This window comes from Microbacterium sp. PM5 (assembly GCF_003293595.1).
Classification (GTDB): Bacteria; Actinomycetota; Actinomycetes; order Actinomycetales; family Microbacteriaceae; genus Microbacterium.
This window is the reverse complement of sequence record NZ_CP022162.1, coordinates 1894536-1920798: the sequence shown is the minus strand read 5'-3', so window position 1 is coordinate 1920798 and position 26263 is coordinate 1894536. Positions and strand designations below refer to the sequence as shown.

At 70.1% G+C, this 26263-nt stretch carries 27 protein-coding genes and 1 tRNA gene; 16 read left to right on the top strand and 12 right to left on the bottom strand.

The window, feature by feature from the left end; translation table 11 throughout:
• The first annotated feature begins 3 nt into the window (after window positions 1-3).
• The 5 genes from rpmB (at window position 4) to CEP17_RS09275 (ending at window position 3441) form a co-directional block, all read left to right on the top strand.
• Window positions 4-240: a 50S ribosomal protein L28 gene (gene rpmB, locus CEP17_RS09295; RefSeq protein WP_005051771.1), complete on the top strand. Its 237-nt coding sequence runs from the start codon at window positions 4-6 to the stop codon at window positions 238-240.
• Window positions 240-410 (top strand): 50S ribosomal protein L33, encoded by a 171-nt coding sequence (gene rpmG, locus CEP17_RS09290; RefSeq protein ID WP_005051772.1) that lies wholly within the window; start codon window positions 240-242, stop codon window positions 408-410. The genes rpmB and rpmG overlap by 1 nt, the downstream gene beginning before the upstream one ends.
• A 4-nt stretch (window positions 411-414) precedes the next feature.
• Window positions 415-720, top strand: a complete 306-nt coding sequence (gene rpsN / locus CEP17_RS09285) for a 30S ribosomal protein S14 (RefSeq protein ID WP_005051773.1) — start codon at window positions 415-417, stop codon at window positions 718-720.
• A 360-nt stretch (window positions 721-1080) separates the two neighbouring features.
• Entirely contained in the window at window positions 1081-1359 is a 279-nt protein-coding gene (locus CEP17_RS09280; RefSeq protein ID WP_005051774.1) for an HU family DNA-binding protein, read from the top strand.
• 93 nt (window positions 1360-1452) lie between these two features.
• Window positions 1453-3441: a cytochrome c oxidase assembly protein gene (locus tag CEP17_RS09275; protein WP_204359887.1), complete on the top strand. Its 1989-nt coding sequence runs from the start codon at window positions 1453-1455 to the stop codon at window positions 3439-3441.
• Between the two features lie 19 nt (window positions 3442-3460).
• On the opposite strand, the gene CEP17_RS09270 is transcribed toward CEP17_RS09275, so the two are convergent.
• Window positions 3461-4558: a hypothetical protein gene (locus tag CEP17_RS09270; RefSeq protein WP_112932928.1), complete on the bottom strand. Its 1098-nt coding sequence runs from the start codon at window positions 4556-4558 to the stop codon at window positions 3461-3463.
• Between the two features lie 47 nt (window positions 4559-4605).
• Between CEP17_RS09270 and CEP17_RS09265 the strand changes: the two genes are divergently transcribed.
• On the top strand, window positions 4606-5991 hold the full coding sequence (locus CEP17_RS09265) for an AAA family ATPase (protein ID WP_036321378.1): 1386 nt from the start codon (window positions 4606-4608) through the stop codon (window positions 5989-5991).
• A gap of 20 nt (window positions 5992-6011) precedes the next feature.
• On the opposite strand, the gene CEP17_RS09260 is transcribed toward CEP17_RS09265, so the two are convergent.
• Both CEP17_RS09260 and CEP17_RS09255 read right to left on the bottom strand, forming a co-directional pair.
• Window positions 6012-6671 carry a biliverdin-producing heme oxygenase gene (locus CEP17_RS09260; RefSeq protein WP_112932038.1) on the bottom strand — a complete coding sequence of 220 codons (660 nt, stop codon included), beginning with the start codon at window positions 6669-6671 and terminating at the stop codon, window positions 6012-6014.
• An 80-nt stretch (window positions 6672-6751) separates the two neighbouring features.
• Window positions 6752-7063: a DUF2470 domain-containing protein gene (locus tag CEP17_RS09255; RefSeq protein ID WP_039413877.1), complete on the bottom strand. Its 312-nt coding sequence runs from the start codon at window positions 7061-7063 to the stop codon at window positions 6752-6754.
• A gap of 148 nt (window positions 7064-7211) precedes the next feature.
• On the opposite strand from CEP17_RS09255, the gene CEP17_RS09250 reads away from it, so the two are divergent.
• From CEP17_RS09250 to CEP17_RS09240, 3 genes are all read left to right on the top strand, one after another.
• Window positions 7212-8474, top strand: coding sequence for a serine hydrolase domain-containing protein (locus CEP17_RS09250; RefSeq protein WP_112932037.1), 1263 nt, complete (start codon window positions 7212-7214; stop codon window positions 8472-8474).
• Window positions 8475-8498: 24 nt separating this feature from the next.
• Entirely contained in the window at window positions 8499-9386 is an 888-nt protein-coding gene (locus CEP17_RS09245; RefSeq protein ID WP_112932036.1) for an EamA family transporter, read from the top strand.
• Between the two features lie 89 nt (window positions 9387-9475).
• Window positions 9476-10135 (top strand): peptidase M23, encoded by a 660-nt coding sequence (locus tag CEP17_RS09240; RefSeq protein ID WP_239498488.1) that lies wholly within the window; start codon window positions 9476-9478, stop codon window positions 10133-10135.
• On the opposite strand, the gene CEP17_RS09235 is transcribed toward CEP17_RS09240, so the two are convergent.
• The 4 genes from CEP17_RS09235 to CEP17_RS09220 all read right to left on the bottom strand — a co-directional run bounded on the left by CEP17_RS09235 (window position 10108) and on the right by CEP17_RS09220 (window position 15912).
• Window positions 10108-11316: a low temperature requirement protein A gene (locus tag CEP17_RS09235; RefSeq protein ID WP_239498487.1), complete on the bottom strand. Its 1209-nt coding sequence runs from the start codon at window positions 11314-11316 to the stop codon at window positions 10108-10110. The genes CEP17_RS09240 and CEP17_RS09235 overlap by 28 nt on opposite strands.
• A gap of 111 nt (window positions 11317-11427) precedes the next feature.
• Complete coding sequence (locus tag CEP17_RS09230; RefSeq protein WP_162722425.1) at window positions 11428-14784, bottom strand: glycoside hydrolase family 9 protein; 3357 nt, start codon at window positions 14782-14784, stop codon at window positions 11428-11430.
• 141 nt (window positions 14785-14925) lie between these two features.
• Window positions 14926-15804 (bottom strand): hypothetical protein, encoded by an 879-nt coding sequence (locus tag CEP17_RS09225; RefSeq protein ID WP_112932034.1) that lies wholly within the window; start codon window positions 15802-15804, stop codon window positions 14926-14928.
• A gap of 34 nt (window positions 15805-15838) precedes the next feature.
• A tRNA-Gly gene (locus tag CEP17_RS09220) sits at window positions 15839-15912 on the bottom strand.
• A gap of 153 nt (window positions 15913-16065) precedes the next feature.
• On the opposite strand from CEP17_RS09220, the gene CEP17_RS09215 reads away from it, so the two are divergent.
• Window positions 16066-16902, top strand: a complete 837-nt coding sequence (locus CEP17_RS09215) for an alpha/beta hydrolase (RefSeq protein ID WP_112932033.1) — start codon at window positions 16066-16068, stop codon at window positions 16900-16902.
• A gap of 48 nt (window positions 16903-16950) precedes the next feature.
• On the opposite strand, the gene CEP17_RS09210 is transcribed toward CEP17_RS09215, so the two are convergent.
• The 3 genes from CEP17_RS09210 to CEP17_RS09200 are packed head-to-tail and all read right to left on the bottom strand — an operon-like array spanning window position 16951 to window position 18784.
• Window positions 16951-17688 (bottom strand): hypothetical protein, encoded by a 738-nt coding sequence (locus tag CEP17_RS09210; RefSeq protein WP_112932032.1) that lies wholly within the window; start codon window positions 17686-17688, stop codon window positions 16951-16953.
• On the bottom strand, window positions 17685-18197 hold the full coding sequence (locus CEP17_RS09205; protein WP_112932031.1) for a DUF6114 domain-containing protein: 513 nt from the start codon (window positions 18195-18197) through the stop codon (window positions 17685-17687). The genes CEP17_RS09210 and CEP17_RS09205 overlap by 4 nt, the downstream gene beginning before the upstream one ends.
• Window positions 18188-18784: a DUF6230 family protein gene (locus CEP17_RS09200; protein ID WP_016464019.1), complete on the bottom strand. Its 597-nt coding sequence runs from the start codon at window positions 18782-18784 to the stop codon at window positions 18188-18190. Before CEP17_RS09200 ends, CEP17_RS09205 begins: the two co-directional genes overlap by 10 nt.
• A 162-nt stretch (window positions 18785-18946) precedes the next feature.
• On the opposite strand from CEP17_RS09200, the gene CEP17_RS09195 reads away from it, so the two are divergent.
• The 3 genes from CEP17_RS09195 (at window position 18947) to CEP17_RS09185 (ending at window position 21926) form a co-directional block, all read left to right on the top strand.
• Window positions 18947-19537 carry a TetR/AcrR family transcriptional regulator gene (locus CEP17_RS09195; protein ID WP_036320209.1) on the top strand — a complete coding sequence of 197 codons (591 nt, stop codon included), beginning with the start codon at window positions 18947-18949 and terminating at the stop codon, window positions 19535-19537.
• A gap of 40 nt (window positions 19538-19577) precedes the next feature.
• On the top strand, window positions 19578-20183 hold the full coding sequence (gene dcd / locus CEP17_RS09190) for a dCTP deaminase (protein ID WP_036320211.1): 606 nt from the start codon (window positions 19578-19580) through the stop codon (window positions 20181-20183).
• 90 nt (window positions 20184-20273) lie between these two features.
• The gene (locus tag CEP17_RS09185) at window positions 20274-21926 is read left to right on the top strand and encodes a BCCT family transporter (protein WP_112932030.1); all 1653 of its coding nucleotides are present in this window, start codon (window positions 20274-20276) and stop codon (window positions 21924-21926) included.
• A 16-nt stretch (window positions 21927-21942) separates the two neighbouring features.
• Here CEP17_RS09185 and CEP17_RS09180 read toward each other — a convergent pair whose 3' ends face one another.
• Window positions 21943-22620, bottom strand: a complete 678-nt coding sequence (locus CEP17_RS09180) for a hypothetical protein (protein WP_051039618.1) — start codon at window positions 22618-22620, stop codon at window positions 21943-21945.
• Window positions 22621-22735: 115 nt separating this feature from the next.
• Between CEP17_RS09180 and CEP17_RS15180 the strand changes: the two genes are divergently transcribed.
• Window positions 22736-23260, top strand: a complete 525-nt coding sequence (locus CEP17_RS15180) for a MarR family winged helix-turn-helix transcriptional regulator (RefSeq protein WP_204359821.1) — start codon at window positions 22736-22738, stop codon at window positions 23258-23260.
• Between the two features lie 9 nt (window positions 23261-23269).
• Here CEP17_RS15180 and CEP17_RS09170 read toward each other — a convergent pair whose 3' ends face one another.
• Window positions 23270-23866 carry an LON peptidase substrate-binding domain-containing protein gene (locus CEP17_RS09170; protein WP_036320217.1) on the bottom strand — a complete coding sequence of 199 codons (597 nt, stop codon included), beginning with the start codon at window positions 23864-23866 and terminating at the stop codon, window positions 23270-23272.
• A 36-nt stretch (window positions 23867-23902) separates the two neighbouring features.
• Here CEP17_RS09170 and CEP17_RS09165 point away from each other — a divergent pair, with 36 nt between their 5' ends.
• Together CEP17_RS09165 and CEP17_RS09160 are read left to right on the top strand one after the other, a co-directional pair.
• Window positions 23903-24412 (top strand): DUF427 domain-containing protein, encoded by a 510-nt coding sequence (locus tag CEP17_RS09165; protein ID WP_082784326.1) that lies wholly within the window; start codon window positions 23903-23905, stop codon window positions 24410-24412.
• A 26-nt stretch (window positions 24413-24438) separates the two neighbouring features.
• Window positions 24439-26262 (top strand): DEAD/DEAH box helicase, encoded by a 1824-nt coding sequence (locus CEP17_RS09160; protein WP_112932029.1) that lies wholly within the window; start codon window positions 24439-24441, stop codon window positions 26260-26262.
• The last annotated feature ends 1 nt before the right edge of the window (window position 26263 follow it).

Below are 26263 nucleotides of genomic sequence, written 5' to 3'. Positions count from 1 at the left end.
ACTATGGCAGCAGTGTGCCAGGTGACCGGAGCAGTTCCCGGCTTCGGTCACAACATCTCGCACTCGCACCGCCGGACGAAGCGTCGCTTCGACCCGAACGTGCAGAAGAAGACCTACTACGTTCCTTCGCTCGGTCGCAAGATCACGCTGAACGTGTCGGCCAAGGGCATCAAGGTCATTGACGCCCGCGGCATCGAGTCGGTCGTCAAGGACCTCATCGCGAAGGGTGTGAAGCTCTAATGGCGAAGAAGGCTCAGGACGTTCGTCCGATCATCAAGCTCCGGTCGACCGCCGGCACGGGGTACACCTACGTGACGCGTAAGAACCGTCGCAACAACCCCGACCGCATCGTGCTCAAGAAGTACGACCCGGTGATCCGCAAGCACGTCGAATTCCGAGAGGAGCGCTGATCTCATGGCCAAGAAGAGCAAGATCGCGCGCAACAACCAGCGCGAGGAGGTCGTCGCCCGTTACGCCGAGAAGCGTGCCGAGCTGAAGAAGACCCTCGTCGACCCGAACGCGACCGACGAGGCCCGCGAGGCCGCCCGTGTCGGCCTGCAGAAGCTGCCCCGCAATGCGTCGCCCGTGCGCCTGCGTGGTCGCGACGCCATCGACGGTCGCCCCCGCGGCTACCTGTCGAAGTTCGGCATCTCGCGTGTTCGCTTCCGCGACATGGCGCACAAGGGCGAGCTGCCCGGTGTGACCAAGTCGAGCTGGTAAGCACCGACGCACACGTCTCGAAGGCCCGTCCCGTCAGGGACGGGCCTTCTGCGTTCCCACCCGACGCCGGATTCGGAGACCGTCATCGGATGCGGACGGGGCGGCCCTCGGCATCCGATTCTGGTGTCGATGTCCGAATCCGCGGCCGCGCGGCCAGCGGATGCCGTAGTCACACCAGCCCCATCCGTCACCGTACGACGCCGACACGCCGGGGAGAATGACGTCTGGAGGGCGTAAATCCGCGGATTTCCGCGGATCGTGGGTATATTCGGGGGCGGTCCCATCGACCAAACCGGGCGCTCGTCGTCCGGTCCGATCTCACTGAAGGCGGCATTCGCTGCCGTCTGGAGGACAACCCCAATGGCTATCACCAAGACTGAGCTCGTCGCAAGCATCGCCAGCGCCACCGGCGAGAGCCAGGCCACCGTCGGCCGCGTCGTCGACGGCCTGTTCTCGGCTGTCTCCGAGGCCGTCGCCAAGGGCGAGAAGGTCACGATCCCCGGCTTCCTCTCGTTCGAGCAGGTCGCCACCGCCGCGCGTACGGGCCGCAACCCGCAGACGGGCGAGGAGATCAAGATCGCCGCCGGCAAGCGCGTCAAGGTCACCGCGGGCTCCAAGCTCAAGGCCGCCGTCAAGTAAGTACGGCCCTGCACGAGGGGGGATGCCGTTCGGCATCCCCCCTTCGGCGTGTCCGGCGCCGCGTAGGCTGGACGGGTGATCCCGACCCGTGTGATGCGTTTCGTGGGCCCGGCGATCCTCGTCGCGGCCGCCCTCGTCTCCCTCGTGCTCGGGCTCGTGTTCGGCGGGGGTGCCGCCCCGCTGCTCGTCGGTGACGCCGGCCCGGTCGTGCGCTGGGGGCTGCCGATCGTCACTCTCGGCGTGAACCTGTCGGCGGCGGGCATGATCGGATCGCTCGTGCTCGCGCTGTTCGCGCTGCGCGCGGGGGAGCGCCCCTTCGACACGGCGCTGGACGTGGCATCCATCTCGGCCGCCCTCTTCACGGTCGCGAGCGGGTTCACCGCCTTCTTCACGTTCGTCAACATCTTCAATGCCACCCCGAACGCCGGCGCCGAGTTCGGTGGCCAGTTGGGGCGCTTCCTGGTGTCGACCGACCCCGGTCGCGCCTGGGCGCTGACCACCCTTGCCGGAGCCGCGCTGACGGTGCTCACCTTCGCCGTCCGTGGATGGACCTCGACGTTGTTCGTGGCCGCCCTGGCGATCGCCAGCCTCGTGCCGATGGCCACCCAGGGCCACTCCGGCGACGACGCCGGCCACAACATCGCCGTCTCCGCACTCGCTTTGCACATCATCGCCGCCGCCGCCTGGCTCGGCGGCCTGCTGCTGTTGATGGTGCTGCGACCCCAGCTGCGGGGAGCCGAGCTGGGCGACGTCCTGGCGCGGTACTCGAGCATCGCCCTCGTGGCCTTCGTCGTCGTCTCACTGTCGGGCGTCGCACGTGCCGCCGTCGGCGTCGTCGAGCCCAAGTATCTGCTGTCGGCCTACGGGGCCCTGCTCGGCGTGAAGGTCGTCGCGCTGCTGCTGATGGGGGCGCTCGGCGCGCGGTACCGCACCGGGCTGATCTCGCGTATCCAGCGGGACGAGAAGCCGAGCGGCGAGCGCTCGTCGCGCCGGTTCTGGGGTCTGGTCACGCTCGAGCTCGTGTTCATGGGCATCGCCAGCGGGGCGGCGGTCGCGCTGTCGCGAACTCCCCCACCGGTCGACACGCGCCTTCCCGACGTCAAGACGCCCGCGGAGATCCTCACCGAGGTGCCGCTGCCGCCCGAATTGACCATCTCGCGCTGGTTCACGCAGTGGGACATCGACATCCTGTGGGTGTTCGCCGTCGGCTTCGGCCTCTTCTTCTACCTCGCCGGCGCGTGGCGCCTGCATCGCCGCGGCGACCGCTGGCCGGTGTACCGCACGCTGCTGTGGGTCCTGGGCATGCTCTCGCTGCTGTGGGTGACGAGCGGTCCGATCAACGCGTACCAGGACTATCTGTTCAGCATGCACATGATGGGCCACATGCTGCTGACGATGGCCATTCCGATGATGCTCGTCTTCGGTGCCCCCGTGACGCTCGCCTCGCGGGCCATCGCCAAGCGCGACGACGGCTCGCGCGGCGGGCGCGAGTGGATCCTGTGGGCGGTGCACACGCCGTTCGCGCGCGTCGTCACCCATCCGCTGTTCGCGGCCGCGATGTTCGTCGGATCACTCTGGGCGTTCTACTACACCGATCTCTTCCGCTGGACGCTCTACGATCACCTCGGACACGAGTGGATGGTCGCCCACTTCCTCATCTCGGGCTACCTGTTCGTGCAGTCGCTCGTCGGCATCGACCCGGTGCCCCTGCGCTACCCCTACCCGTTCCGGCTGCTCACGCTGATCGGCGTCATGGCCATGCACGCGTTCTTCGGCATCTCGATCATGATGTCGTCGGGGCTGTTCGTCGCCGAGTGGTTCGGTTCGATGGGACGCACGTGGGGAGAGCCGCCGCTGGTCGACCAGTACACCGGGGGTGGCATCGCGTGGTCGATCGGCGAGATCCCGACCCTGATCCTCGCGATCACCGTGGCGATCCAGTGGAGCCGCACCGACGAACGTGCCCAGCGTCGCGGCGATCGCCACGCCGATCGGACGGGGGATGCCGAGCTCGAGGCCTACAACGCGAAGCTCGCCCAGCTCGCAGCCCGCGATGCGCGGGAGGCCCGCCTCACACGCTGAGGGCGGCGGCCCGTCGGGATCAACCGGCGGACTGCACCTGGATCGAGGCGGTGCCGTCGGGCAGCATCGTGATCGTGCCGCCGACCCGGAACGGCACATCCTCGTCGACGTGGGTCACCGTGCCGTCGAAGATCGACTTGATGTCGACGACCACGTGCGCCGCGGCATCCGCGGGGACGATCGACCATCCGGCGCCGTCGGGCCGCAGGGCGATCTTGGGCGGGGTGACCATCGACCACACGGGCGGCTCGAGGATCCGGTTGCGTACCTGCAGACCGAAGGGGCAGCCGGTGGGCTGCAGCACCTGCTGCGTCGTGCACGCGGTGAGGAACGACTCCACACGTTCCTGCACGACGTCGACGAAGGTGGAGGTCGGCTGAGTCTGGATGTCCACGGGCACCTCGGCCTGGGGCGTATCGGAGAGAACCGCCACCCCTGGGCTGGACGAGACCGGCGTGTCGACGGAGATCGAGTAGAGGCCGGGCGAGAACACGAGCAACGCGACCGGTGCCAGAGGATCGGCCTTCGTGCCGTCGGGCGAGACCTGGCGGGTGTCGACCGCGAACCCGTTCACGGAGAAGGCGGTCGCACCGCGCAGGGTCAGATCGATCACCGCCAGCGGGCTCTGCGCGAATCGCCAGGTGGGGGCCAGTCCGACCCATCCCGCCCGCTCCACGCGGAACGTGGAGGTCCCGGCGTGCGGGCCGGCCTGGTACGACACCGTCACGAGCTCGACGCCGTCGGACGCCTGCTCGCCCACGACACGGATGTCGCTGAGCGGAGCGAGCGCCGCGCGGCGCAAGAGCGCTTCGCTCGCGTCGCCGGGAAGCCCGGCATCCGTGAGATCGGAGGATGCGATCGGCACCCCGGGCAGGGCGAGCGCTTCGGGGACCCGCCCCTCGCTGAGCAGGCTGAGATAGCGCGTGACGAAAGCGCCGGGGCTGTACAGGTCGCGGTACACCGTGACGGTCGCCGCCCCGATCGCGCCGACCAGGAGCAGCCCGACGACGGACAGGGCGGCCAGGTCGAACGCCAGCCGACGGCTTCTGCGACGGGCCGGGGAAGGGCGCGTCGCGGCATCCGTACCCGCCTCTGCGGCGCGCGCCTGCTCACCCACCACCCCGTCCACAGCTCCAGTCTAGGAAACCCTTCCTGATGGCTAGCATGGATCCGGTGACCATCCCCTCCCTCTCCGCCGAGCAGGAGGAGCTCTTCCGCCTCATCGAGGACACGCGGGAGCACGTGTTCGTGACCGGGCGCGCGGGAACGGGGAAGTCCACCCTCCTCCAGCACCTCGCCTGGAACACCGAGAAGCAGATCGCCGTCTGCGCCCCGACAGGAGTGGCCGCCCTGAACGTCGAGGGGCAGACGATCCACTCCCTCTTCCGGCTGCCGATCGGACTCATCGCCGACAGCGAGCTCGAGCAGTCCGAGCCTGCGCGTCGCGTGCTCAAAGCGATAGACACCCTCGTGATCGATGAGGTGTCGATGGTCAACGCCGATCTGATGGATGCCATCGACCGCTCACTGCGTCAGGCGCGGGGGCGCCGCTCCGAACCCTTCGGCGGCGTGCAGATCATCATGTTCGGCGACCCCTACCAGCTCTCTCCCGTGCCGCCGCGCGGTGATGAGCTGCGCTACATCCAGGACCACTACCGGTCGTTCTGGTTCTTCGACGCGCAGGTGTGGGCGGGCCCGTCGACGGACGGCTCCGCGATCCGTTCCGACGGGCTGCTCGACCTCGGCCGGGTCGGGGCGCCGCTGCACATCCGCGAACTGCGTCAGATCCATCGCCAGGCCGACGACGGGTTCAAGGCGATGCTGAACGCCGTGCGCCACGGGGTGGTGACCGCAGAGATCGCGGGCATGCTGAACGCGGCGGGAGCACGCCCGGTGCCCGAGCCGGTCGAGGGCGAGCCTCCGATCATCACGCTCGCGACGCGCAACGACATCGTCTCGCGCATCAACCAGCGTCATCTCGACGCCCTGCCCGGTCCGGTGCAGACGGCGCGCGCCGACGTCAGTGGCGACTTCGGGCGCGGTGAGGCGTCGTACCCCGCCGACACCGAACTGCAGCTCAAGGTCGGCGCGCAGGTCATGTTCCTCCGCAACGATGTGGGCGGTCGTGGGGACGGCCCGCGGTGGGTGAACGGCTCGATCGGCACCGTCACGCGCATCGCCGGAGGCACGGTGCGCGTCGAGCTCGACGGCGAGGAGGTCGACGTCGAGCCGGCCGTCTGGGAGAGGTTCCGCTATGCGTACGATCCCGGCTCGCGAAAGCTCACCCGCGAGATCGTGGCCGAGTTCACTCAGTTCCCGCTGCGACTGGCATGGGCGGTGACGATCCACAAGTCGCAGGGCAAGACGTACGACCGCGCCGTCATCGACCTGGGCTCGGGGGCGTTCGCGCCGGGGCAGACCTACGTGGCGCTGTCACGGCTGACCTCGCTCGACGGCCTCTACCTGTCGCGCCCGCTGCGTCCGAGCGACATCCTCGTGGATGCCGACGTCCGCCGGTTCATGGCCGGGGTCCGCGCCGCCGGCTTCTGACCCTCGGGTGAAACGCGGGGTCAGGCGGATGCCGCGGCGGCGGCCTTGGCGGTGGCGAGATCGACGAAGAGGTCGGTGTTGAACTGGTACGCGGCGAGCACCTCGTCGATGACGCGCTCGCGCTCCGCGGCATCCCAGGCGACGGCGTCGAGCTGCTCGCGGTAGACGTCCTTGAAGGCGGCGGGGTCGGCGATCTCGTCGAAGAGGTAGAAGCCGATGCCGTTCGTCTCGAAGCCGAACTGGCGTGCCATCAGCTTTCCGATGAACAGGCCTCCTGACAGGTCGCCGAGATACCGGGTGTAGTGGTGGGCAACGAAACCGCCCGGCCAGCTCGCGCCGACTTCTCGGATGCGCTCGACGTAGCGGGTGGTCGTCGGAAGCGGCGCGATCCGTTCGCGCCAGTCGTCGCCGATCAGGAAGGCGAGGTCGGACTCGATCGCGGGCAGGCGCGTGAGCTTCTCGCTGATGAACGGCGCCGCGATCGGATCGTCTCGCATGGTCTCGGCGGCGGCCTCGAGTGCCTCGTAGATGAACCAGTGCTGTGCGACGAGCGCGACGTAGTCGTCGCGCGTGCCGCGACCGCGCATCAGATCGTCCATGAATCCGGCGTGCTCGCTGCCGGAGTGGGCGGTACGCGAACGCTCGCGCAGGGCGGTGGAGAACGGGATCGGCTGGGTCACAACCGTCAGTGTAGTTGAAACTAAGGCTCACCTAAACTGAAGGTTGCCTGCGGGATCGCTGAGCGCCCGGTCCGCCCCGACTACCCGTGCGGGCGTGGCGTGATCCCCAGACGTGCACACGCCTCGTCGTACAGGGCGACGATCTCGCGGCGCACGTCCCGTCGCTCGCTGATCTGGCCGCCAGGCCAGGGGATGCGGATGACGTCGTCACCACCGTCGGCGCGAGTGACATGCCACTGGCCGGCCTCGCCGTCGAACGTGACCATCTCGGAGGCGACGACATCGGCATCGGGGGAGAATGCCCGCGCGATGAGCAGGTTGTCGTCGGAGTGGTCGTCGTTCATGTGGCCGAGAACGCCGGTCAGAGTGTCGTCGTCGAAGGTGTGCGCCATGGCACCCACCTTAGGGGCGGGTGCACGGGGCGCGACGGCCCCCCTCCCGGGGCAATGGCCCCGCGACGCAATCGTCACAGGAGCGTCACGGCGGTCGGGTCGTATGCGCATCGTGATCTACGCTGAGAGGACTGACCAGGGGGTGAGGATGCGGGCTCTTCGTCGATCGCGGCGTCTTGCGGCGATGGCCGGTACGCTCGCGCTGGCGCTCGCGCTGGCTGCGTGCTCGTCGAGCCAAACGGTGTCGTTGCCGTTGCCGGACCAGGTGGATGCCGCCATCGGTGGCGATGTTCAGGCCCAGCTGCAGACGGCCGTCGAGCGCGCCGTGGCCGCGTCGGGCGCGTCGGCCGCGATCGTGGGCGTGCGGGTCCCGTGGGCGGGTGTCTGGGACGCGGGAGTAGGTACGGTCGCTCCCGGCGGCGCTGCGGTGAACGACGCCATGACCTTTCACGCCGGCGCGGCGACGCGGTCGATGACATGCGACGTGCTCTACGGCCTCGTCCACGACGGCGTGGTCTCGTTGGACGACCCGGTCGGCAAATACGTGACGGGTCTGGGCGATCAGGGTGCTCGGGACGGCCTGACGCTCGGTCAGCTCTGCGATTCGACATCGGGTATCGGCGCGTACGATCCGACCGTCGATGCGCGCATGCGTGCCACGCCCTCCCGCGTCTGGACTCCGCGGGAGCTGATGGCTTTCGGAATGTCCCAGGCATCGAACGTGCAGCCGGGCACCGTGTTCGCCGACTCCGACACCGGTTACGTGCTGCTCGGGTTCGCCCTCGAGCGCGCGACCAGCAAGACGGCGGCGCAGCTCTATCAGCAGTACGTGTTCGGCCCGAACGGGATGACCTCCACGTCGTTGCCCGACAACGGCACCGCCGACCTGAACGGCCTGTGGACGGGCGCGGCGGCCGACGGCACCGCCGCGTGCACCGCGCCGACCCCGATCGTCGGCTTGTCCTCGAGCGCCGGCTTCACGGCATCCGGGGTCATCAGCGACCTCGCCGATGTGGGCCGATACGTGCAGGCGCTGGCGATGGGGCTGCGTCCCTACGACGCCCCCGGCCGCTTCGAGAACCCGCTGCCGGCGGTGGCGAACGGCCCGTCCTGGTTCACGGCGCGCGGGGGGAGCTACCAAGCCGGCAGCCTCATCGGGCAGTACGGCTCGGTCCCCGGCGCGCTGACGGCGGCGTTCGCCGACCGCACGACCGGCATGAGCGTCGTCGTCACCTTGAACAACTCGCGGGCATCGGCCGACCTCGTCCGCAGTCTCGCCTGGGAGCTCGCTGCCATCGCGTCGAAGGCGCCGGCGGCGGCGGGACGCACCGCCCCGCAAGCGGGGCTGCCCTGGACCGCGGAGGACATGGCCGCGCAGGTGACGGCCGCCGCGGTCTGCCCGATCCCGTGAGTCCGAGCGCCGCGTGAGCCGCCGATGAGCGCCGCGCGACCACCTGCTTCGGGGGCGCCGGGCGCGGTCGGCCTCGTCGTTGCCGGCCTCGTGTGTCAGGAGGGCGGCGCCGCGATCGCGGTCACGCTCTTTCCGCACGTCGGCCCGCTCGGCATGATGATGCTGCGCCTCGCGTTCTCCGCGCTGATCCTCCTCGCCGTCGCGCGGCCACGGCTGCGCGGCCACGCGGCGCGGGCGTGGCGCGACGTCATCGTGTTCGGGGTCGTTCTCGGCACGATGAACGGGTTGTTCTACCTCGCGCTGCAGCGGCTTCCGCTGGGAGTGACCGTGACGATCGAGGTGCTCGGACCGCTCACGCTGTCGATCATCGCGGGGCGACGTCGCTCGTCCTGGCTCTGGGCCGGCATCGCGCTCGTCGGCGTCGTCGCCCTTGCCGGCGGCGGATGGGATCGACTCGACGTCCTCGGGGTGCTGTTCGCCCTCGGAGCCGCGGCGAGCTGGGCGATCTACATCCTTGCGTCGGCGCGTGTCGGCGCGGCGTTCCCGCGCCTGGACGGTCTGGCCGTCGCGATGGCCATCGGCGCCCTCCTGTCGCTGCCGTTCGGCATCGTCCAGGCGGGCGCAGCGCTGCTGCGACCGGAGATGCTCGGGCTCGGCGCTGCGGTCGCCCTGCTGTCGTCGACCCTGCCGTACGCGTTCGAGCTGATCGCCCTGCGCCGGCTTCCGGCGGCGGCGTTCGCCATCCTGATGTCGCTCGCCCCGGCAGTGGCGGCGTTGGCCGGGTGGGCGCTGCTCGGACAGCACCTGGCGTGGCTCGAGATCGTGGGAATCGTGATGGTGATCGCGGCATCCATCGGAGCCGTGCGCGCCGCTGGACGCCGTGTTCGCGCTGCCGTCGAGCCCATCGGTTGAGTCGAAAGCCTCCCCGCTGCCGGAAGCCCTGCGGGCGGTGATCAGCCGACGTTCGGGTGACGGATAGTCGCGCGTGACAGGATGCCGCGGTGACCTCGCGCTCCTCGACATCCGGCCGCGGCGGCTCGACGAGGCGTCGGCCCGTTCGTCGCCGTCCGGCCCTCAGCGCCCGGCGGCGACGTCAGCTGCGACGTCGCCGGGCACTCGCGTGGGCGGTCGTGGCGGTGCTCGCCACCGGTCTCGGCGTCGCGGGGGTGGCGATCGGTCAGGCCGTCCGTCATGCCGCGGTCTGCGCGGAGGCGGAGGGATTCGGACGGCAGCAGCTGGACAACGCGCGCAGCATCGTGGCGGCCGGACGCGACGCGGGGTTGCCTGCGCGCGACCAGACGATCGCAGTGATGACGGCGCTGGGGGAGTCCAGTCTGCAGAACATCGACTACGGCGATTGGGAGACGAGCGGGGTGACCAACCCCGACGGCTCACGCACGACCTCGATCGGTCTCTTCCAGCAGCAGGACGGCTGGGGAACGCGGGAGCAGCGGCTCGATCCCTACACGGCGGCGAGCCTGTTCTACCGCGCCATGGTCGAGAAGGTGCCCGAGCCCGAGCGGTCGGCGACGGCGCCCACGGAGGTCGCCCATCGGGTGCAGATCAATCGCGATCCGACGCACTACGCCCCGTACTGGCCGCTGGCCGAGCGGATCGTCGCCGTGCTCGACGATCAGACCGTCGTCGACACCTGCCTCTGACGGGCGTGCCTCTGGGGTCGTCCTGTCTCGACCGCGACGACCGCGGCCACGGTTCCTGCTGCGGCGGTGAGCAGCATGCCGAGTGTCGAGGGTGCGAAGGTGGCGCCCACGATCGCGGCGGCCCCGAGCAGCAGGATCGTGTTTCCGGTCGCGGTCAGCTGGCTGCGCAGGTTCAGTGCCCAGATGCCGAGAACGAAGAGCACCACGGGAACCGTCAGGGTCGCATGGGCGGCGATGCTCGACAGGTGCGCCTCATGACCGATGTCGTCGACCGCGATCTCGATGCCGGCCGAGAAGGCGCCGGCGGCGGCGAAGATCGCGTAGTGGAAGTATCCGTAGCGGATCGAGGAGCCGAGGGTGCGGATGTGTCCGGTGTGCTCGCGGGAGAAGTACACCCACCACATGCCGGCGGCGATGACGAGGCCCGCTGCCGACACGACGATCAGCTCGGTCAGGTGCTCCTGCTCCTGGAGCGCGGCGATGATGGCTCCCGCCGAGGCCAGGATCGACTCGCCGAGGAGGATGAGGGTGAACAGGCTGTAGCGCTCGGTGATGTGGTGGGCGTTCCACGGCGCGTGTTCGCGATGCTCGGCCCAGACCGGCACGAGCACCTCGGCCGCCACCAGCACGAAGAACGCGACGAGGCCCGCCGTCGGCGGGAGCAGCAGCCGCAGCACCCATGCGAGCTGCACGACGGTGATGCCGGCGGCGTAGCGCAGGCAGACGCGACGGAACTCGGGCACGGATGCCGCCGCGCGCAGCCATTGCCCCACCATCGCCAACCGCATGATGACGTAGCCGAGAGTGACGATCGTGAAGTCCTGATGTTCCATCGCGGCGGCGCTGCCGCTGGCCAGGACGAGCACTCCCGCCATCTGCACGATGGTCGTCACGCGGTAGGCCCAGTCGTCCACCGCGAACGAGGTGCCGAACCAGGTGAAGTTCATCCACGCCCACCAGATGGCGAAGAAGAGCATGAGGTAGCTGCCCACCCCCGCGCCGAGGTGGCCGTGCGATTCCATGTGGTGCAACTGTTGGGACGACAGCGACACGGCGACCACGAACACCAGGTCGAAGAAGAGCTCGAGCGGGCTGGCGGCGCGGTGTTGCTCGCCCGCGTCGCGCGCTGTCATCCGTCGCAGGCCCCAGCGTGTGCGGTGCGGAGCGGCGTCGTGCGTCATGATCCCCCGATCGCCGCCTCCGTGCGGTGCGCGGCACGGGGAAAGATACCAGGCGCGTCGACGTCGGTGGGGCCGGGGAGCGTGTCCCCGACCCCACCGGGTCGCGGTGGCTCAGGCGCGGCGGCGCCGCAGGAGCACCGCGCCCGCGGCGATGAGCAGCACGGCGATGCCCGCCAGGGCTGTCCAGGGGCGGGCGTCGCCCCCGGTGCTCGCCAATGCCGCCGACGTCCCGGTCGTTCCCGTGGCCGTTCCTGCCGTGCCCGTCCCGGCGCCCGGATCGGTCCCGCCGTCCACGACCGCCGTCACGGTGGGGGCGAACGTCGAGGAGACGACCGTGCCACGGGTGTCGGCCACCCGATAGGTCACGGGAGCCGGGCTTCCCGTATAGCCGGCATCGGGGGTGAAGACGATCCGGTCGCCGACGAGGTCGTACCGGCCGCCGGTCACGGTGATACGGCGGACGATCCCGGCATCCGCCGCGGTGACGCTCGCGCGGGCGAACGTCTCGAACTCCTCCGATTCGGCGAGGGTGAGGGTGGCGGGGTCGAACGGGACGTCGGGATCGCCCGGTTCGTCGTTCGCCAGCGGTGCGATGCTGATCGGTGCGCCCGCGGGGCCGCTGGCCGTGTCGGGGCGTGCGATCGGGGTCACGGCGACGTAGCCGTCACCGAGATCGCCGACGAACGAGGCGACCCAGGCGAGTGCCGAGTTCCAGTTGACGGTGATCTCGTTGACCGACCACGCTCCGATGTCGTCGACGTAGCAGGCCTGCGCAGCGCACCCCTGCAGCCAGGCGCCCGCCACCGGGTCCTGGATGGAGGAGTTCGGCCCACCCGCCACCGTGCCCTTCGGGGGGTGCGGCAGCGACGGATCGAGCGCGTGGGCGTACCACCGGCTGTGCTGGTTCTGCGAGTACTTCGTGCCGTAGCCGGTGACGTACGACTGTGCGAGCACATTGCGCCCGAACAGGTAGTCGTAGCCTTCGATGACGGCGTCCGCGTAGCGCGGCCGGTGCGTGAGGTCGAACGCCGTCGCGATGACGACCTGGTTGTTGAGCACGGCCGAGTTGGATCCCCAGTCGTAGAGGCCCTCCTTCGGCGCGTAGGGCTGACCGAACGGCTGCGCCTTCTGATCCGCGATGAGCGCGTCGGCGGCATCCACCACCGACTGGCGGATCTGCGCAATGTCCGGCAGGTCGGTCCCGAAGCGTGCGAGCTGCATGCGTGCGAGCGCCGCGACATCGCCCCAGAAGAACCCGCCGGCGGTGAAGATGTCGGCATCGGTGTTCATCGCGAGGTGCAGGGGGTTCGTCTCGACGTCGGCGCGGTAGTCGCCCGCGCCCGTCGTGAGGTACAGCTCGGCGGCCGCCCAGTAGAACTCGTCGGTCACGTCGTCGTCGTCGTACGTGCCGCCGCCGGTGCCGTCTTCCGCCGGGGCGAGCAGCACCGGGTTGGTGCGAGCCGCCTCGTACGCCGTCTCGGCCGCGGTGAGCAACCGGGCCGCGAACGCGGGGTCGAATTCGGCGAACAGGCGCGAGCCCTGTGCCGCGACCGCGGCGAGGTTGAGCGTCGCCGCGGTCGACGGGCGGTGCAGCAGGCGCTCCTGCGGATCCTGGTCGGGCAGCAGCGGCAGTCCGGTCCAGTTGCGGTCGGTCACCTTGTGCCACGCCATACCCGCGAGCGGGTCGCCGGCCGGTACCTGCATCTTCAGCATCCACTCGAGCTCCCACCGGGCCTCGTCGAGGATGTCGGGCACGCCGTTGCCGTGCTCGGGCACCGCGAGAGTGCCGTCGGCGAGGGATGCCGTCGTGCCGGCGGCCTTGGCGCGCTCCCACGCCGACAGCAGCTGCGCGACGGCGATGCCGCCGTTGACGACGTACTTGCCGTGGTCGCCCGCGTCGTACCAGCCGCCGCTCACGTCGTGGCGGTCGGTGCACGTCCAGCCGTCCGACCAGGTCTGCGGCTCGAGGCAGGCCACATCGGTGTCGCCCTGGTTGGGAGCGACGCCGAGGTGACCGGCCGGACGCGCGTACTCGGCGCCGGCGATGGCGCCGTCGATCGCGATGCCGGACCGGTTCGTGTAGAAGAAGCGCAGCGAGTCTGCGCGCAGCGACTGGAACACGTCGTCGGAGATGGTGAACGGGAAGCTCTGCTGATCGCCGACGTGGAGGGTGTACCCGGCGCCGGGGGCTTGCACGCCGCTGAAATCGACGGTGTGCACGTTCGTGCCCGCGCTCGGATCGAGGCCGGCAGGGGTGGTCGTGCCGGTGGCGACGACCGCGCCGCCCGGCGCCTGCAGCGACCACTCCAACGGCGTGGTGGCCTCGGTGACGACCGTCGCGCGCTTGGGCCCTCGTGTGAGGTAGCCGACCTGGTTCACCTTCACGGCGGGGCCGGTGTCGGCGCGGTAGGTGTACTTCGTTCCGGTCAGGGTGACGTCGTCGACGCAGACGACGGTGCCGCTCGGCATCCCGCCGATGCGGAACTGGATCTGCCCGAGGTGGAAGGTGTCGACCGCGGTGGTCGTGAAGGTGAACGCCTGCGTGGTGGGCGTGGCGGTGAGCTCGAACGACTTCTGCAGCCACGACACCTGGTCGGGGCCGGAGTACGTGCCGACCTGCGTCGAGGCGTTCAGCGTGGCGGGCGATCCGCCGGGGGCGACGGCGGATGCCGTGAAGCTCAGCCGGAAGGCGGTGTCGCCGGGCATCGGGATGTCGTTGTGGCCGAGTAGCAGGTCCCACACGTTGGCGGTGTCGGCGCCGATGGTGGCGCACATCTGCTGATCGGGGTTGGAGAGGGTGACCGCTCCGGCCGTCCACCAGGGGCTCGTCCCCGTCGCGAAGGTGGGGTTGGGCAGCAGCTGATCGGTGCCGACGGTCGGTTCGGTGGGCTCGGTGGGGCCGGTGCCGCCGCCGTCTCCACCGCCGGTGCCGGTCGCGACGATCGAGACGTCGTCGAGCCAGAACGTGCCGGCGGCGTTGCCACCAAGACGGAACTGCACGTCGGAGGCGGTGCCCTGCCCGAAGTCCTCGGCCGTGAACGTCGCGGTCACCTGCTGCCAGTCGGCGGTGAGCGGCGTCTCGATCGCGGTGTAGGTGCTGAAGGTGGCGTTGGGCGTCGTGGGCGCGACCTGCGTGCGTAGCGTGATTCCGGCGCGGTCGGCGCGGACCTTGGCCGAGAACGAGTATTCGGTGCCGGCGACGAGCGCGACGCCGCCCTGCCCCACGATCACCTCCCAGGGGTTCGTGGAGGCGGGGAAGTCAGCGCGCAGGGCGCCGTCTTCTGTCGTGAGGGAGCCCGCGCTCGACCACCAGTGATCGGTCGTGGCGGCGATGTCTCCGTTGAGGACCAGGTTCTCGACGCCCACCGCCGACGCCGCTGCGGGAAGCGCGGCAGCGGCTCCTCCGATCAGGGCTCCGACGACGAGGACGGCCGTCAGGCGCCGGAGGCGCCCTCTTCTCGCATGCATGCAGGCTCCTTCGCTCTGTGATGACGCCGCCGTCGTTGCGACGCGTGGGAGCGCTCTCAGAGAGCGCTCCCACGAAACATAGCAGAATCTATGCGAACGCATCAGGGAGGCCGGTGGCCCGGGTGTGAGGGGTCGACGGTGTTACGCGGCGCGCACGGCGACGAATGCCGAGGGCTCGAGATCGCCGGTCGGCGAGACGAAGATGCGCTTCGCATTCGCCGGAGTACGGGGGTCGAACACGAGCGGACGCGTCTCGCCCTCGGCGGGTACTTCGCGTGGCGGCAGGAGGGCGAGGCACGTCACCCAGCGCCGTGAACCCTGCCCGTCGTCGAACGCGAACGTGAGGGAGACGGCCGCGCGCGAGGCGGTCATGGCCTCCGCCGACAGCAGCGGCGACGAGGTGACCTCCGCGTCGACGAGGCGGCCGCTGGCGAGGAGTTCGGCGGCCAGGTCGGTGTTGCGCCGGCGGAAGCGCTGGGCGCGCAGGCGGCCGATGATGCTGGTGAGACCCAGGGCGATGAAGATGCCCGGCAGCCACCAGATGCCCGCGTACATGATCCACGCGCCGACGCCCCAGGCCTCGTCCTCGTGGAAGACGGGGTCGACGGCGACGCCCACGGCATCCGGCGTCGCCCACATCGGCAGCGAGAGGAGCACGCCGGTCGCGAGGCCGAGAAGGACGATCGATGCCGGGCCGAGAAAGGCGTAGTACGTGCGCCGGCCCGTGTAGCGGTGGTTCCACGCCGAGTAGGCGCCCATCGTGATGATGCTGCCGATGATGCCCACCGGCAGCGCCGTCGATCGGACGGCGACGGGGATGCCGCCGTCCCAGGTGCTGAACACGCTGTTGAGTGACACGATGCGCACTTGGTCGAAGAAACCGCCGATGCCGAAGCCGACGATCGCCGCCGCGGCGAACCCCGCGAGCCCCCACACGATCGTTGCGGTCAGTGCGCGTCCGGAGCCGACGAGCTTTCGATCCCGCTCGGCGGCCGCGGCTTTCGGGTCGGTGAGGCTCATGACGTCCAGCCTATGAGGCCGGTGGGGGAGCCAGTGGAGGGGCTGACGGGAATCGAACCCGCGCTGTCTGCTTGGGAAGCAGAAGTTCTGCCATTGAACTACAGCCCCGTGACGACCTGACGGCCGTGCCCGTCCAGCATACCCACGAAAGCCGCAGCCCCGAACGTCTGTACAGATGTAGGAACACGTCGGCGGATGCCGCGGTTAGCGTGAACACGCTCAGATCGAGCGCACCCATCCACACGACCCGGAGGACCGATCATGGCCTACGTCACCACCGAAGACGGCGCGGAGATCTACTACAAGGACTGGGGCAGCGCCGACGCCCAGCCCATCGTCTTCCACCACGGCTGGCCCCTCTCGTCCGACGACTGGGACGCGCAGCTGCTCTACTTCCTCGACAAGGGCTACCGCGTCGTCGCCTCCGACCGCCGCGGCCACGGGCGCTCGTCGCAGATCGGCACCGGTCACGACATGGACCACTACGCCAGTGACGTGAGCGCCGTCGTCGAGCACCTCGACCTGCGAAACGCCGTCCACATCGGCCACTCCACCGGAGGCGGCCAGGTCGCGCGCTACGTCGCGAAGTACGGCGAGCCCCAGGGGCGCGTCGCCAAGGCCGTGCTCGTCGCCGCCGTGCCCCCGATCATGCTGCAGAGCGACAGCAACCCCGAGGGCACCCCGCTGGCGGTGTTCGACGGCTTCCGTGAGGCTCTCGCAGCCAACCGCGCCGAGTTCTTCGAGGCCGTGGCGTCCGGCCCCTTCTACGGATTCAACCGCGAGGGTGTCACGCCGTCCCAGCCCGTCATCGACAACTGGTGGCGGCAGGGAATGACCGGTAGTGCGCAGGCCCACTACCTCGGCATCAAGGCGTTCTCCGAGACCGACCAGACCGAAGACCTGAAGGCCATCACGGTGCCGGTGCTCGTGCTGCAGGGTGACGACGACCAGGTCGTGCCGTATAAGGCCGCGGCCCTTCTGCAGCACGAGCTGCTACAGAACTCGACCCTCAAGATCTACGAGGGCTACCCGCACGGCATGCTGACCACGCACGCGGACGTCATCAACCCCGACATCCTCGCGTTCATCCAGTCCTGACCACCCGGTCGCGAACCGCCCGCTGCGCGCCGGGCGCCGCACTCCCCGTCACTCCGACAGGTGCTGAACCGTGTTCGTGTAGGTGATCGAATCGGCCGTCGATCCGACGAGGCCGAGGGTCACGCCGAACATCGAGTCGAGGCCTTCGGCGGGCGGCGGGGTGTCGGCGCCCAGCGTGAGCAGCTTTCCGCCCGGAAGCGTCGCGCTGAGCGAGTTGATGTAGACGGCCACGTGCCCGTCGAGGGTCATCGTGTCGGCCGTCGTCGTCAAGATGGGGCCGGTGTCGCGCCGGACGGTCAGGCTGAATCCGGAGATCGTGATGCGGTCGGCTTCGAGCTTCAACGCCGTCGTCCGCGACCCGTCCGCGAGGGGAACGGTCACGACCGAGATGCCGCGCAGCCCGCTGAACGACAGCGACTTCGACCCGAGCTGGGCCGACGGCTGCGTGAAGACGGGACCCTGCTCGTCGGCGATGGGCGCCACCGCCGGCGGGGTGGTGCCTTCCGACGGCGACGGAGACGGCGAGGGCTGCCCGGGCTCCGGAAGACCGGGGATGGTCGGCAGGCTCGGGATGCCGGGAACCGACGCGCTCGCCGACGGTGACGGACTGGGCGTCGGGGACGGCGACGAGTGGCAGGGCATGATGATCGGAATGCACCACTCGGTGGGTCGCGCACCGGAGGTCTCGGCGGCGGCCGCGGGCAGGGCTGCGGCACCCACCGCGCTCGGCGCGAGCGCGAGGAGCGCGGCCGCCAGCAGCGCGGAACGAGCGCGCCGCGTGGTCATCGCGTGACCGCCTCGTCGGAAACGATCGCCTCCTCGGCATCCGCCTCAGCCGTCGGCTCCGACTCGGCGGTGCGCGCGGCTCTCGGCATCCACGACACCGCGAGGATGCCGCCGACCGCCGACAGCACGAACCCGATCAGGAACCCGCCGAGGTTCACCCCCACGATCGAGTAGACGCTCGTCGCCAGCGCGATCACGCCGTACAGGATGCGGTGCGCCGGCGTGGCGATCACGAGGGCGCCCAGCACGATGAGCAGCAGCGGGATCACGACCGCCTGCAGTCCCTCGATGCCGAGGTGGATGTGCAGGCGTCCGAAGTCGAGCTGACTCGAGCCGAACATCGCGAGGCCGCCGACGATGAGCAGGATGCCGCCCACGAGCGGCCGATCCTTCCGCCACGCGCGCGCCGGTCGATCGGCCGTGGGCGTCGGCTCTGTCCGGTCCTCGGGCTCGGATGCGGGCTCGGCAGTGGGCTCAGCGGTGCGCGCGGCCCGGCGTGTCAGAAGCATCCGCTCGACCCGTCCGTCAGCTTCAGCGACATTCCGGTGAGCGTGAAGACCGAAGCCTGCGTGCTCCACGAGATCTGCTGGAGGTTGTTGATCGTGACGCTGTCGGCATCCTGGGCGAAGTCTCCCGCCGAGCCCTTCGCCGCGGTGTTCACGGTGGAGGCGTCGACGCCGATGCGGATGTTGGAGAACGATGAATCGCCCTTGAGGTCGGTCATGCCGATCTGCAGGTCGCTGGCGGTGGCGGGGTTGCCGCCGCCACCGGCCGTGATGAGCACACCCACCTTGCCGAGCGGGGTGTCGGAGATCACGGATTGGCAGAGATCGTAGAGCTGCGCCGACGCGATGTTGGCGATCGCGACGTTGTGCGAGCCGCCCGCCGTGTCTTGCGTCACGCCCGCGTACTGCGAGAACCCGGTGCCCTCGAGCTTGGACGCGCTGATCTGGAACTGGCTGCCGGAGACGGCGAAGGAGACCGGAACGGCGCCCTGCGCGACGCCGCCGAGGAGGAACGTGGAGGCGAGGACGACGGGAATGGTGGCGAGGGTGATGCGTCCCGCGCGGGAGCGAGTCGGGTTCGAGAGTCTCATCGATCCTCCGGATGCCGGGGCGCCGGCTCCGCTGCCGACGCGTTCGATCATCGACTGTGCGCCTCAATTGACAATCAGTCAATAAGGGAGGCGCCTCTGTGAGAGAACTCTCACGAAAAGTGGCCGTGGGACCGCGCCCACCGCCTCGGTAGGGTCGAGGACATGTCCACGGAGCAGCGGCGTCGTCTGTCGCGCGAGGATCGGCGTGCCCAGCTGATCGCCTCGGGCGTCGCGTTCCTCGCGTCGCAGCCGCTGGACGAGCTGACCATCGAGGCGCTCGCCGAGCGCGAGGATGTCTCGCGCGCACTCGTGTTCCACTACTTCGGCACCCGGCAGGGCCTGCACACCGCGGTGGTCACGACCGCCCGCGACGCGCTGATCGCGGCATCCGCCCCGCGCGCGGAGCTGGCTCCGCGCGCCCGCCTCGACGACACGATCGAGCGGATCGTCGCCTTCGTGCGCGCGCATCGCGGCACCTTCTATTCGCTGGTGCGAGGTGTCGCCAGCGGCGACCCCGTCGTCCGCCAACTCGTCGACGAGGCCCGCGACGAGAACGCGCACCGCATCGTCGACGTGTTCCACGAGCTGGGTCACGCCGACTCGCCCATGCTGTCGGTGGCCGCACGCGCCTGGGTCGCGTTCGCCGAGGACGTGCTCATCGAGCTCGGGCTCGAATCCGACCGGCCCGCCGGTGAGATCGTCGCCTTCCTGTCGCGTTCGGCGCTGGCGATCGCGGCATCCGTCGACCGCTGAGCGCGCCGCGCTGTCGCCGTGCGGCCAGTAGGCTGGCCGCGTGCTGCTCAGTGACCGCGACATCCGCACCGAGATCTCCTCCGGCCGCGTCGGACTCGACCCGTGGGATGCCGCGATGGTGCAGCCGTCGAGCGTGGACGTGCGTCTGGATCGCTACTTCCGGCTGTTCGACAACCACAAGTACCCCTTCATCGATCCCGCCGAGGACCAGCCCGATCTCACCCACCTCATCGAGGTGCGCCCCGACGAGCCATTCATCCTGCACCCGGGCGAGTTCGTCCTCGGCTCGACGTTCGAACAGGTGACGCTGCCCGACGACATCGCCGCGCGCCTGGAGGGGAAGTCCTCGCTCGGGCGCCTCGGACTGCTGACGCACTCGACCGCGGGCTTCATCGACCCCGGATTCTCCGGTCACGTCACCCTCGAGCTGTCGAACGTCGCGACGCTGCCGATCAAGCTGTGGCCGGGGATGAAGATCGGTCAGCTGTGCTTCTTCCGTCTGTCCTCTGCGGCAGAGAACCCTTACGGAACGGGCCCGTACCTCAACCGCTATCACGGTCAGCGGGGTCCGACCGCGTCGCGGTCGTTCCAGAACTTCCACCGCACCGATGTCGGCGCGACGGACGCCGGGTCGCGGGGGGCCTGAGCGCACGACGGGCGGGCCCGTCGCTCTAGCAGAGTGGCCGCGCGGAGGCCAGGTCTCGGTCGTCGCCGCCGGCCTGGCTACCCTGGAACGATGACGGAGATCGCCCCGGCCGCCGACCCGCTCGCTCCTCGTCCCCTCGCCCGCTGGGTGTTCTGGCCGGCCGTGGTCATCATCGTCGCCGTCGCGGCCTTCGCGGTGCTCTTCCCCGCGGCGGCGGAGGCCGCGTTCGCCACCATCCAGGGGGCGATCATCCGGACCTTCAGCTGGTACTACGTCCTGATCGCCGCGTTCTTCGTCGCGTTCGCGCTCGTCCTGGGCTTCAGCCGCTTCGGCGACATCAAACTCGGCAAGGACGAGGACGAGCCCGAGTTCTCCCTGGGAGCCTGGTTCTCGCTGCTGTTCGCGGCGGGGATGGGCATCGGTCTCGTCTTCTACGGCGTCAGCGAACCGCTCAGCCACTACGTCACACCGCGTCCCGGCGTCACCGGCACCGACGCGCAGCTGGCGCAGAGCGCGTTGACCCAGACCTACCTGCACTGGGGTGTGCAGGCGTGGGCGATCTACGTCGTGATCGGTGTCGCCCTCGCCTACGCGATCCACCGCCGGCGCCGTCCGATCTCGATCCGCTGGGCGCTGGAGCCGCTGCTCGGCCATCGCGTGCGCGGGGCATGGGGAAACGCGATCGACACCCTCGCTCTCGTCGGCACCGTCTTCGGTGTCGCGACCTCACTGGGGCTGGGCGTCATGCAGATCGGCGCGGGCCTGTCCAGCGCGGGCCTCGGTACGCCCGACACCGCGATGCAGATCGTGATCATCGGCGTGATCACGGTCTTCGTGCTGTTCTCCGTGCTGTCGGGCGTCGGCAGGGGCATGAAGTGGCTGTCGAGCTTCAACCTGATCCTCGCCGCGGCGCTGCTCGTGTTCATCCTCTTCGCGGGGCACACCGAGTACCTCCTGCGGGAGTGGGTGCAGTCGATCGGCGCCTACCTGCAGAACTTCGTCGGGCTGAGCTTCACGGTCAGCGCCTTCCAGGGCGCAGCCGGCGAGCAGTGGCAGGCGTCGTGGACGTCGTTCTACTGGGGCTGGTGGATCTCGTGGGCGCCCTTCGTCGGCATCTTCATCGCCCGGGTGAGCAAGGGGCGGACGGTCCGTGAGTTCGTACTGGGCGTGCTCATCGTTCCCACGCTCGTCGGCATCCTCTGGTTCGCCGTTCTCGGAGGCTCGGCGCTGTACCAGGAGCTCACCGTGCCCGGCTCGATGCTCGCCGCCGACGGCACGGTCGATCTGCAGGGTGCACTCTTCCAGCTGTTCACCCACCTGCCGGCCGGACCGGTGCTGACCGTGGGCGCCATCCTGCTGATCGGCATCTTCTTCGTCACCTCGGCAGACTCGGGTGCGCTCGTGATGGGCATGCTGGCCACCGGCGGCGACGTCGAGCCGAAGCGGTGGGTGCGGGTGTTCTTCACGCTCGCGACGGCGGTGCTGGCCGTCGCCCTGCTGCTGGCCGGGGGGCTGTCGGCGCTGCAGACCGCGGCGGTCACGATCGCCCTGCCGTTCAGCGTCGTGATGCTTCTCATCTGCTGGTCGACGGTGATCGCCTTCCGGCGCGAGCGACGGGTCTACGACCGTGCGCAGCGTGCTCAGCTCGTCGACTACGTCGGTGAGCACTACGGGCTCGACGTCGAACACGGCAACGAGCAGGGCGTACGGATGCCGGGATGGTGGCGCCGCCCGCCCCGCTGACCGCGCGGGCAGGCGGTCAGGCGCTCGCAGCGGAGCGCCCTGCGCTGAATCCGGCGGCGAAGCCGCGCTCGTAGGCGCCCTCGGCGGCGCGCTGGCGGGGTGAGTGGTCGCGGCATCCTTCGCCGTCGGGTCCGGCGTGGTGGTGGATGCCGCGTCCGAATCCCGGTCCGCCGGGTACGAAGCCGTGCTGGTGGGGGCCGAAGCGGTGCCCGCGGGGGCCGAATCCACGACGGTGGCGCGGGTGGCCGCCGTCATCGAGGTCGTCCGGCGCGCCGAGCGCGCGGGCGACGGCGTCGAGGGTGGCGCCGGCGGCGGCCAGCTCCTCCGCGGACGCGGCCTCGTGCAGGCGGGCGTCGAACTGCTCGGCGTGCCGGCGCAGCCCGTCCGCGGCGTCGCGCCCCGCATCGGTGAGCGACCAGGTGCCGTCGGTCTCGGCGATCCAGCCGCGTTCGGCGAGTCGACGCAGGCCCTTGCCGCCATGGGGGTGCTGGCGAAGGCGCGTGAGCAGTTCCGCCGCCTGTTCGGAGGCGAGAGCACGCAGAAGGCGCGCCTCGCGCGGACGGATGCCGTCGGCGGCGAGGGCCCGGGCGCGATCGTGCCAGAGGGCGCGATCGACCGCGCGGACGCTGCGGACGAAGTCGCGGGGGTCGGGGGTGGTGGGGGTGCTGTCAGGGGTGTCGGTGGGGGTCTCCATGGGAGGTCCTTTCATCGGGTGATCGCCGGGCGATCTCATTTGCATGTCAAAGTGCATGTGCATGTAGTGTGACATGCAGTCTGAGAACATGTCAAGCGACATGTAAATTTGAGGGATGACGGATGCCGACTCCCCCTCCTCCGCCACGGACCTCGACGCGATCGATGCGGCCCTCGGCCGGCTGCGCGGGCGGGGACCCCGGCCCGGTGGCGCCGGAGGCCATCGCGGCGCTCCGCACGGGTTCGGCCCCCGCGGGCACTGGCCCGCTCCGCCGGAGGGCGGCCCCGCGATGCGGATGGGCGGCGGCCCCGCGCGCCTGCGTCTGATCGAGGCGCTGCACGCGGCATCCCACCCCCTGAGCGTGAGCGAACTGGGCGAGGCGATCGGTGTCGATCAACCCCGGGCGTCGCGGCTGGTGCAGCAGAGCGTCGAGATGGGCCTCGTGCAGCGCGAAGCCGACCCCGACGACGCCCGTCGCACCCGGATCGCTCTCACGCCCGTGGGAGAGCAGTTCGCGCGCGGGTTCCGGGGCCGGCGCCGCGAGCATCTGACCGCGGCGTTGAGCGATTTCAGCGCGGACGAGCGTGCGGAGCTGGCCCGCCTGCTCACGAAGCTCGCTGCGGCCTGGCCGCGCGACTGAGGCGGGGACTCACCCCTCGGGCCAGATCTCGTCGACCTCGAGCGTCAGATCGATGATCTGCTGAAGCAGCCCGCCCATGGTCGTTGCCCGCAGCAGGCGCTGCTGGTCGTACTCCACCAGGGGCGCGATCGCGGCGACCTGCCAGGCGGCGGCGACGGGATCGGACGACAGCTCGATGTGCGCGCCCCAGGGGGCATCGGGAAAGCGGCCGAGCACGCGGCGCACGATGGCCTCGGCCTCGGTGCGCAGCGGCGTCAGTGCGTCGTTCCAGGCCAGCGGCTCCTGCAGCGAGACCTCCGCCCGGGGGTACGGGTCGTCGTCGAGCCAGCGGTCGACGGTGAAGCGGTCGGTGCCGATGGCGACCACCTGGAGGGCATCGGCGCCGGCGGCGACATCGACCAGGCGGGCCAGTGTGCCGATGCCGGAGCGCTGGTCGCCGCCGCCGGTCTCGTGCCCGCGGTCGATGAGGACGACCCCGAACTGCGGATCATCGCTGTCGAGCAGTTCGCCCATCAGGCGCAGGTAGCGCGGCTCGAAGACGCGCAGCGGCAGGGGTGTGTGGGGAAAGAGCACCGATCCGAGAGGGAACATCGGCATGACGGTCATGCGCCCAGTCAACACCGACGGACGTACAGTGGGCGCGTGCCTCGCCTTCCCGCATCGATCCGCCCCGACGTTCCCGGCCCCGGACAGGAGTCGGTCTGGGACTATCCGCGCCCGCCGCGCGTCGAGCCGGTGCCCGTGCGTGTGACCATCCGTCTCGGCGGCCAGCTCATCGCCGACACCCACGATGCCGTGCGCGTGCTCGAGACGAGCCACCCGCCCGTCTACTACCTTCCGATCGCCGACTTCGCGCCGGGCTCCCTCGTGGATGCCGAGGGGTCGTCGTTCTGCGAGTTCAAGGGCGCCGCGCGCTATCTCGACGTGGTCGGCGGCGGCATCACGCGGGCACAGGCCGCGTGGAACTATCCGCATCCCGCGCCGGGGTACGCGGCGCTGAGCGATCGGGTGGCGGTCTACGCCGCTGCGATGGACGAGTGCACGGTCGATGGGGAAGTCGTCACGCCGCAGCCGGGTGGCTTCTACGGCGGCTGGATCACGGCGAACGTGCTCGGCCCGTACAAGGGCATCCCGGGTTCGATGGGGTGGTGACGGCGCCGGACGGCTACCGTGGGTGTATGGCCTCTGACAGCTTGACCGATCCCCTCGAGGCCGCGCCCGCGCCCGACACCCAGACCGACGCCGACTCCGCGGCATCCACCGACATCCCGTCGACCCCCGGCTTCGCCGATCTCGGCCTCGACGCCGCCGTGCTGAAGGCGCTGAAGGATGTCGGCTACGAGACGCCGTCGGCGATCCAGGCGGCGACGATCCCGCCGCTGCTCGCCGGCCGCGACGTGCTGGGCACCGCGCAGACCGGCACGGGCAAGACGGCGGCCTTCGCGCTGCCGATCCTCTCGCAGCTCGACCTCGCCCAGAAGACGCCGCAGGCGCTCGTGCTCGCCCCCACGCGCGAGCTCGCGCTGCAGGTGTGCGAAGCCTTCGAGTCCTACGCGGGGCACCTGCGCGGCGTGCACGTGCTGCCGGTCTACGGCGGCCAGGGCTACGGGCAGCAGCTGTCGGCGCTCCGCCGCGGCGTGCACATCGTCGTCGGCACCCCCGGTCGCATCATGGACCACCTCGACAAGGGCACGCTCGACCTCTCCGAACTGCGCTTCCTCGTGCTCGACGAGGCCGACGAGATGCTGAAGATGGGCTTCGCCGAGGATGTCGAGACGATCCTCGCCGACACCCCCGCCGGCAAGCAGGTCGCACTCTTCTCCGCGACCATGCCTGCGCAGATCCGCCGCCTCGCCGGCACGTATCTGAAGGATGCCGAGGAGATCAACGTCAAGGCGAAGACCTCGACCGCGACGAACATCACGCAGCGCTACCTGATCGTGTCGTATCCGCAGAAGGTCGACGCGCTCACCCGCATCCTCGAGGTCGAGAACTTCGAGGGCATGATCGTCTTCACCCGCACCAAGAACGAGACCGAGACCCTCGCCGAGAAGCTGCGCGCCCGCGGGTACGCGGCTGCCGCCATCAACGGCGACGTCGCGCAGGCGCAACGCGAGCGGACGGTCAATCAGCTCAAGGACGGCAAGCTCGACATCCTGGTCGCGACCGATGTCGCCGCGCGCGGCCTCGACGTCGAGCGCATCAGCCACGTCGTCAACTTCGATCTGCCCATCGACACCGAGTCGTACGTGCACCGCATCGGCCGCACCGGCCGTGCGGGCCGCTCGGGCGACGCGATCAGCTTCGTGACGCCGCGCGAGCGCCGCATGCTGGCGTCGATCGAGAAGGCGACGCGCCAGCCCCTCACCGAGATGGCGCTGCCCAGTGCCGACGACGTCAACGCGACGCGTCTGACCCGCTTCGACGACGCCATCACGGCGGCGCTCGCCGAGACCGAGCGCATCGACCGCTTCCGCGACATCATCAACCACTACGTCACCCACCACGACGTGCCCGAGGCGGATGTCGCGGCGGCGCTCGCCGTCGTCGCACAGGGGGAGACCCCGCTGCTGCTGGACGAGGACCCGCCCGCTCCGGCGCGCCGCGAACGGTTCGAGCGCGACGATCGCGGACGCGACCGCAGCGACCGCGACCGCGACGACCGGCCCCGCCGCGACGATCGCCGTCGCTCGGGAGGCCCGACCGCGACCTACCGCATCGAGGTCGGTCGTCGGCACAAGGTCGAGCCGCGTCAGATCGTGGGAGCGCTCGCCAATGAAGGCGGTCTTCGCCGTGAGGACTTCGGCGCGATCCAGATCCGTCCCGACTTCTCGCTGGTCGAACTGCCCGCCGACCTTCCCCGCGAGACGCTCCAGCGGCTGGAGGGCACCCGCATCAGCGGTCGCCTGATCGAGATCAAGCCCGACCGCTTCCAGCGCTCCGCCAAGCGTCCGGACCGCGACCGTGACGACCGCGGCGATCGGCGCCCGCGCCGCGATTGAG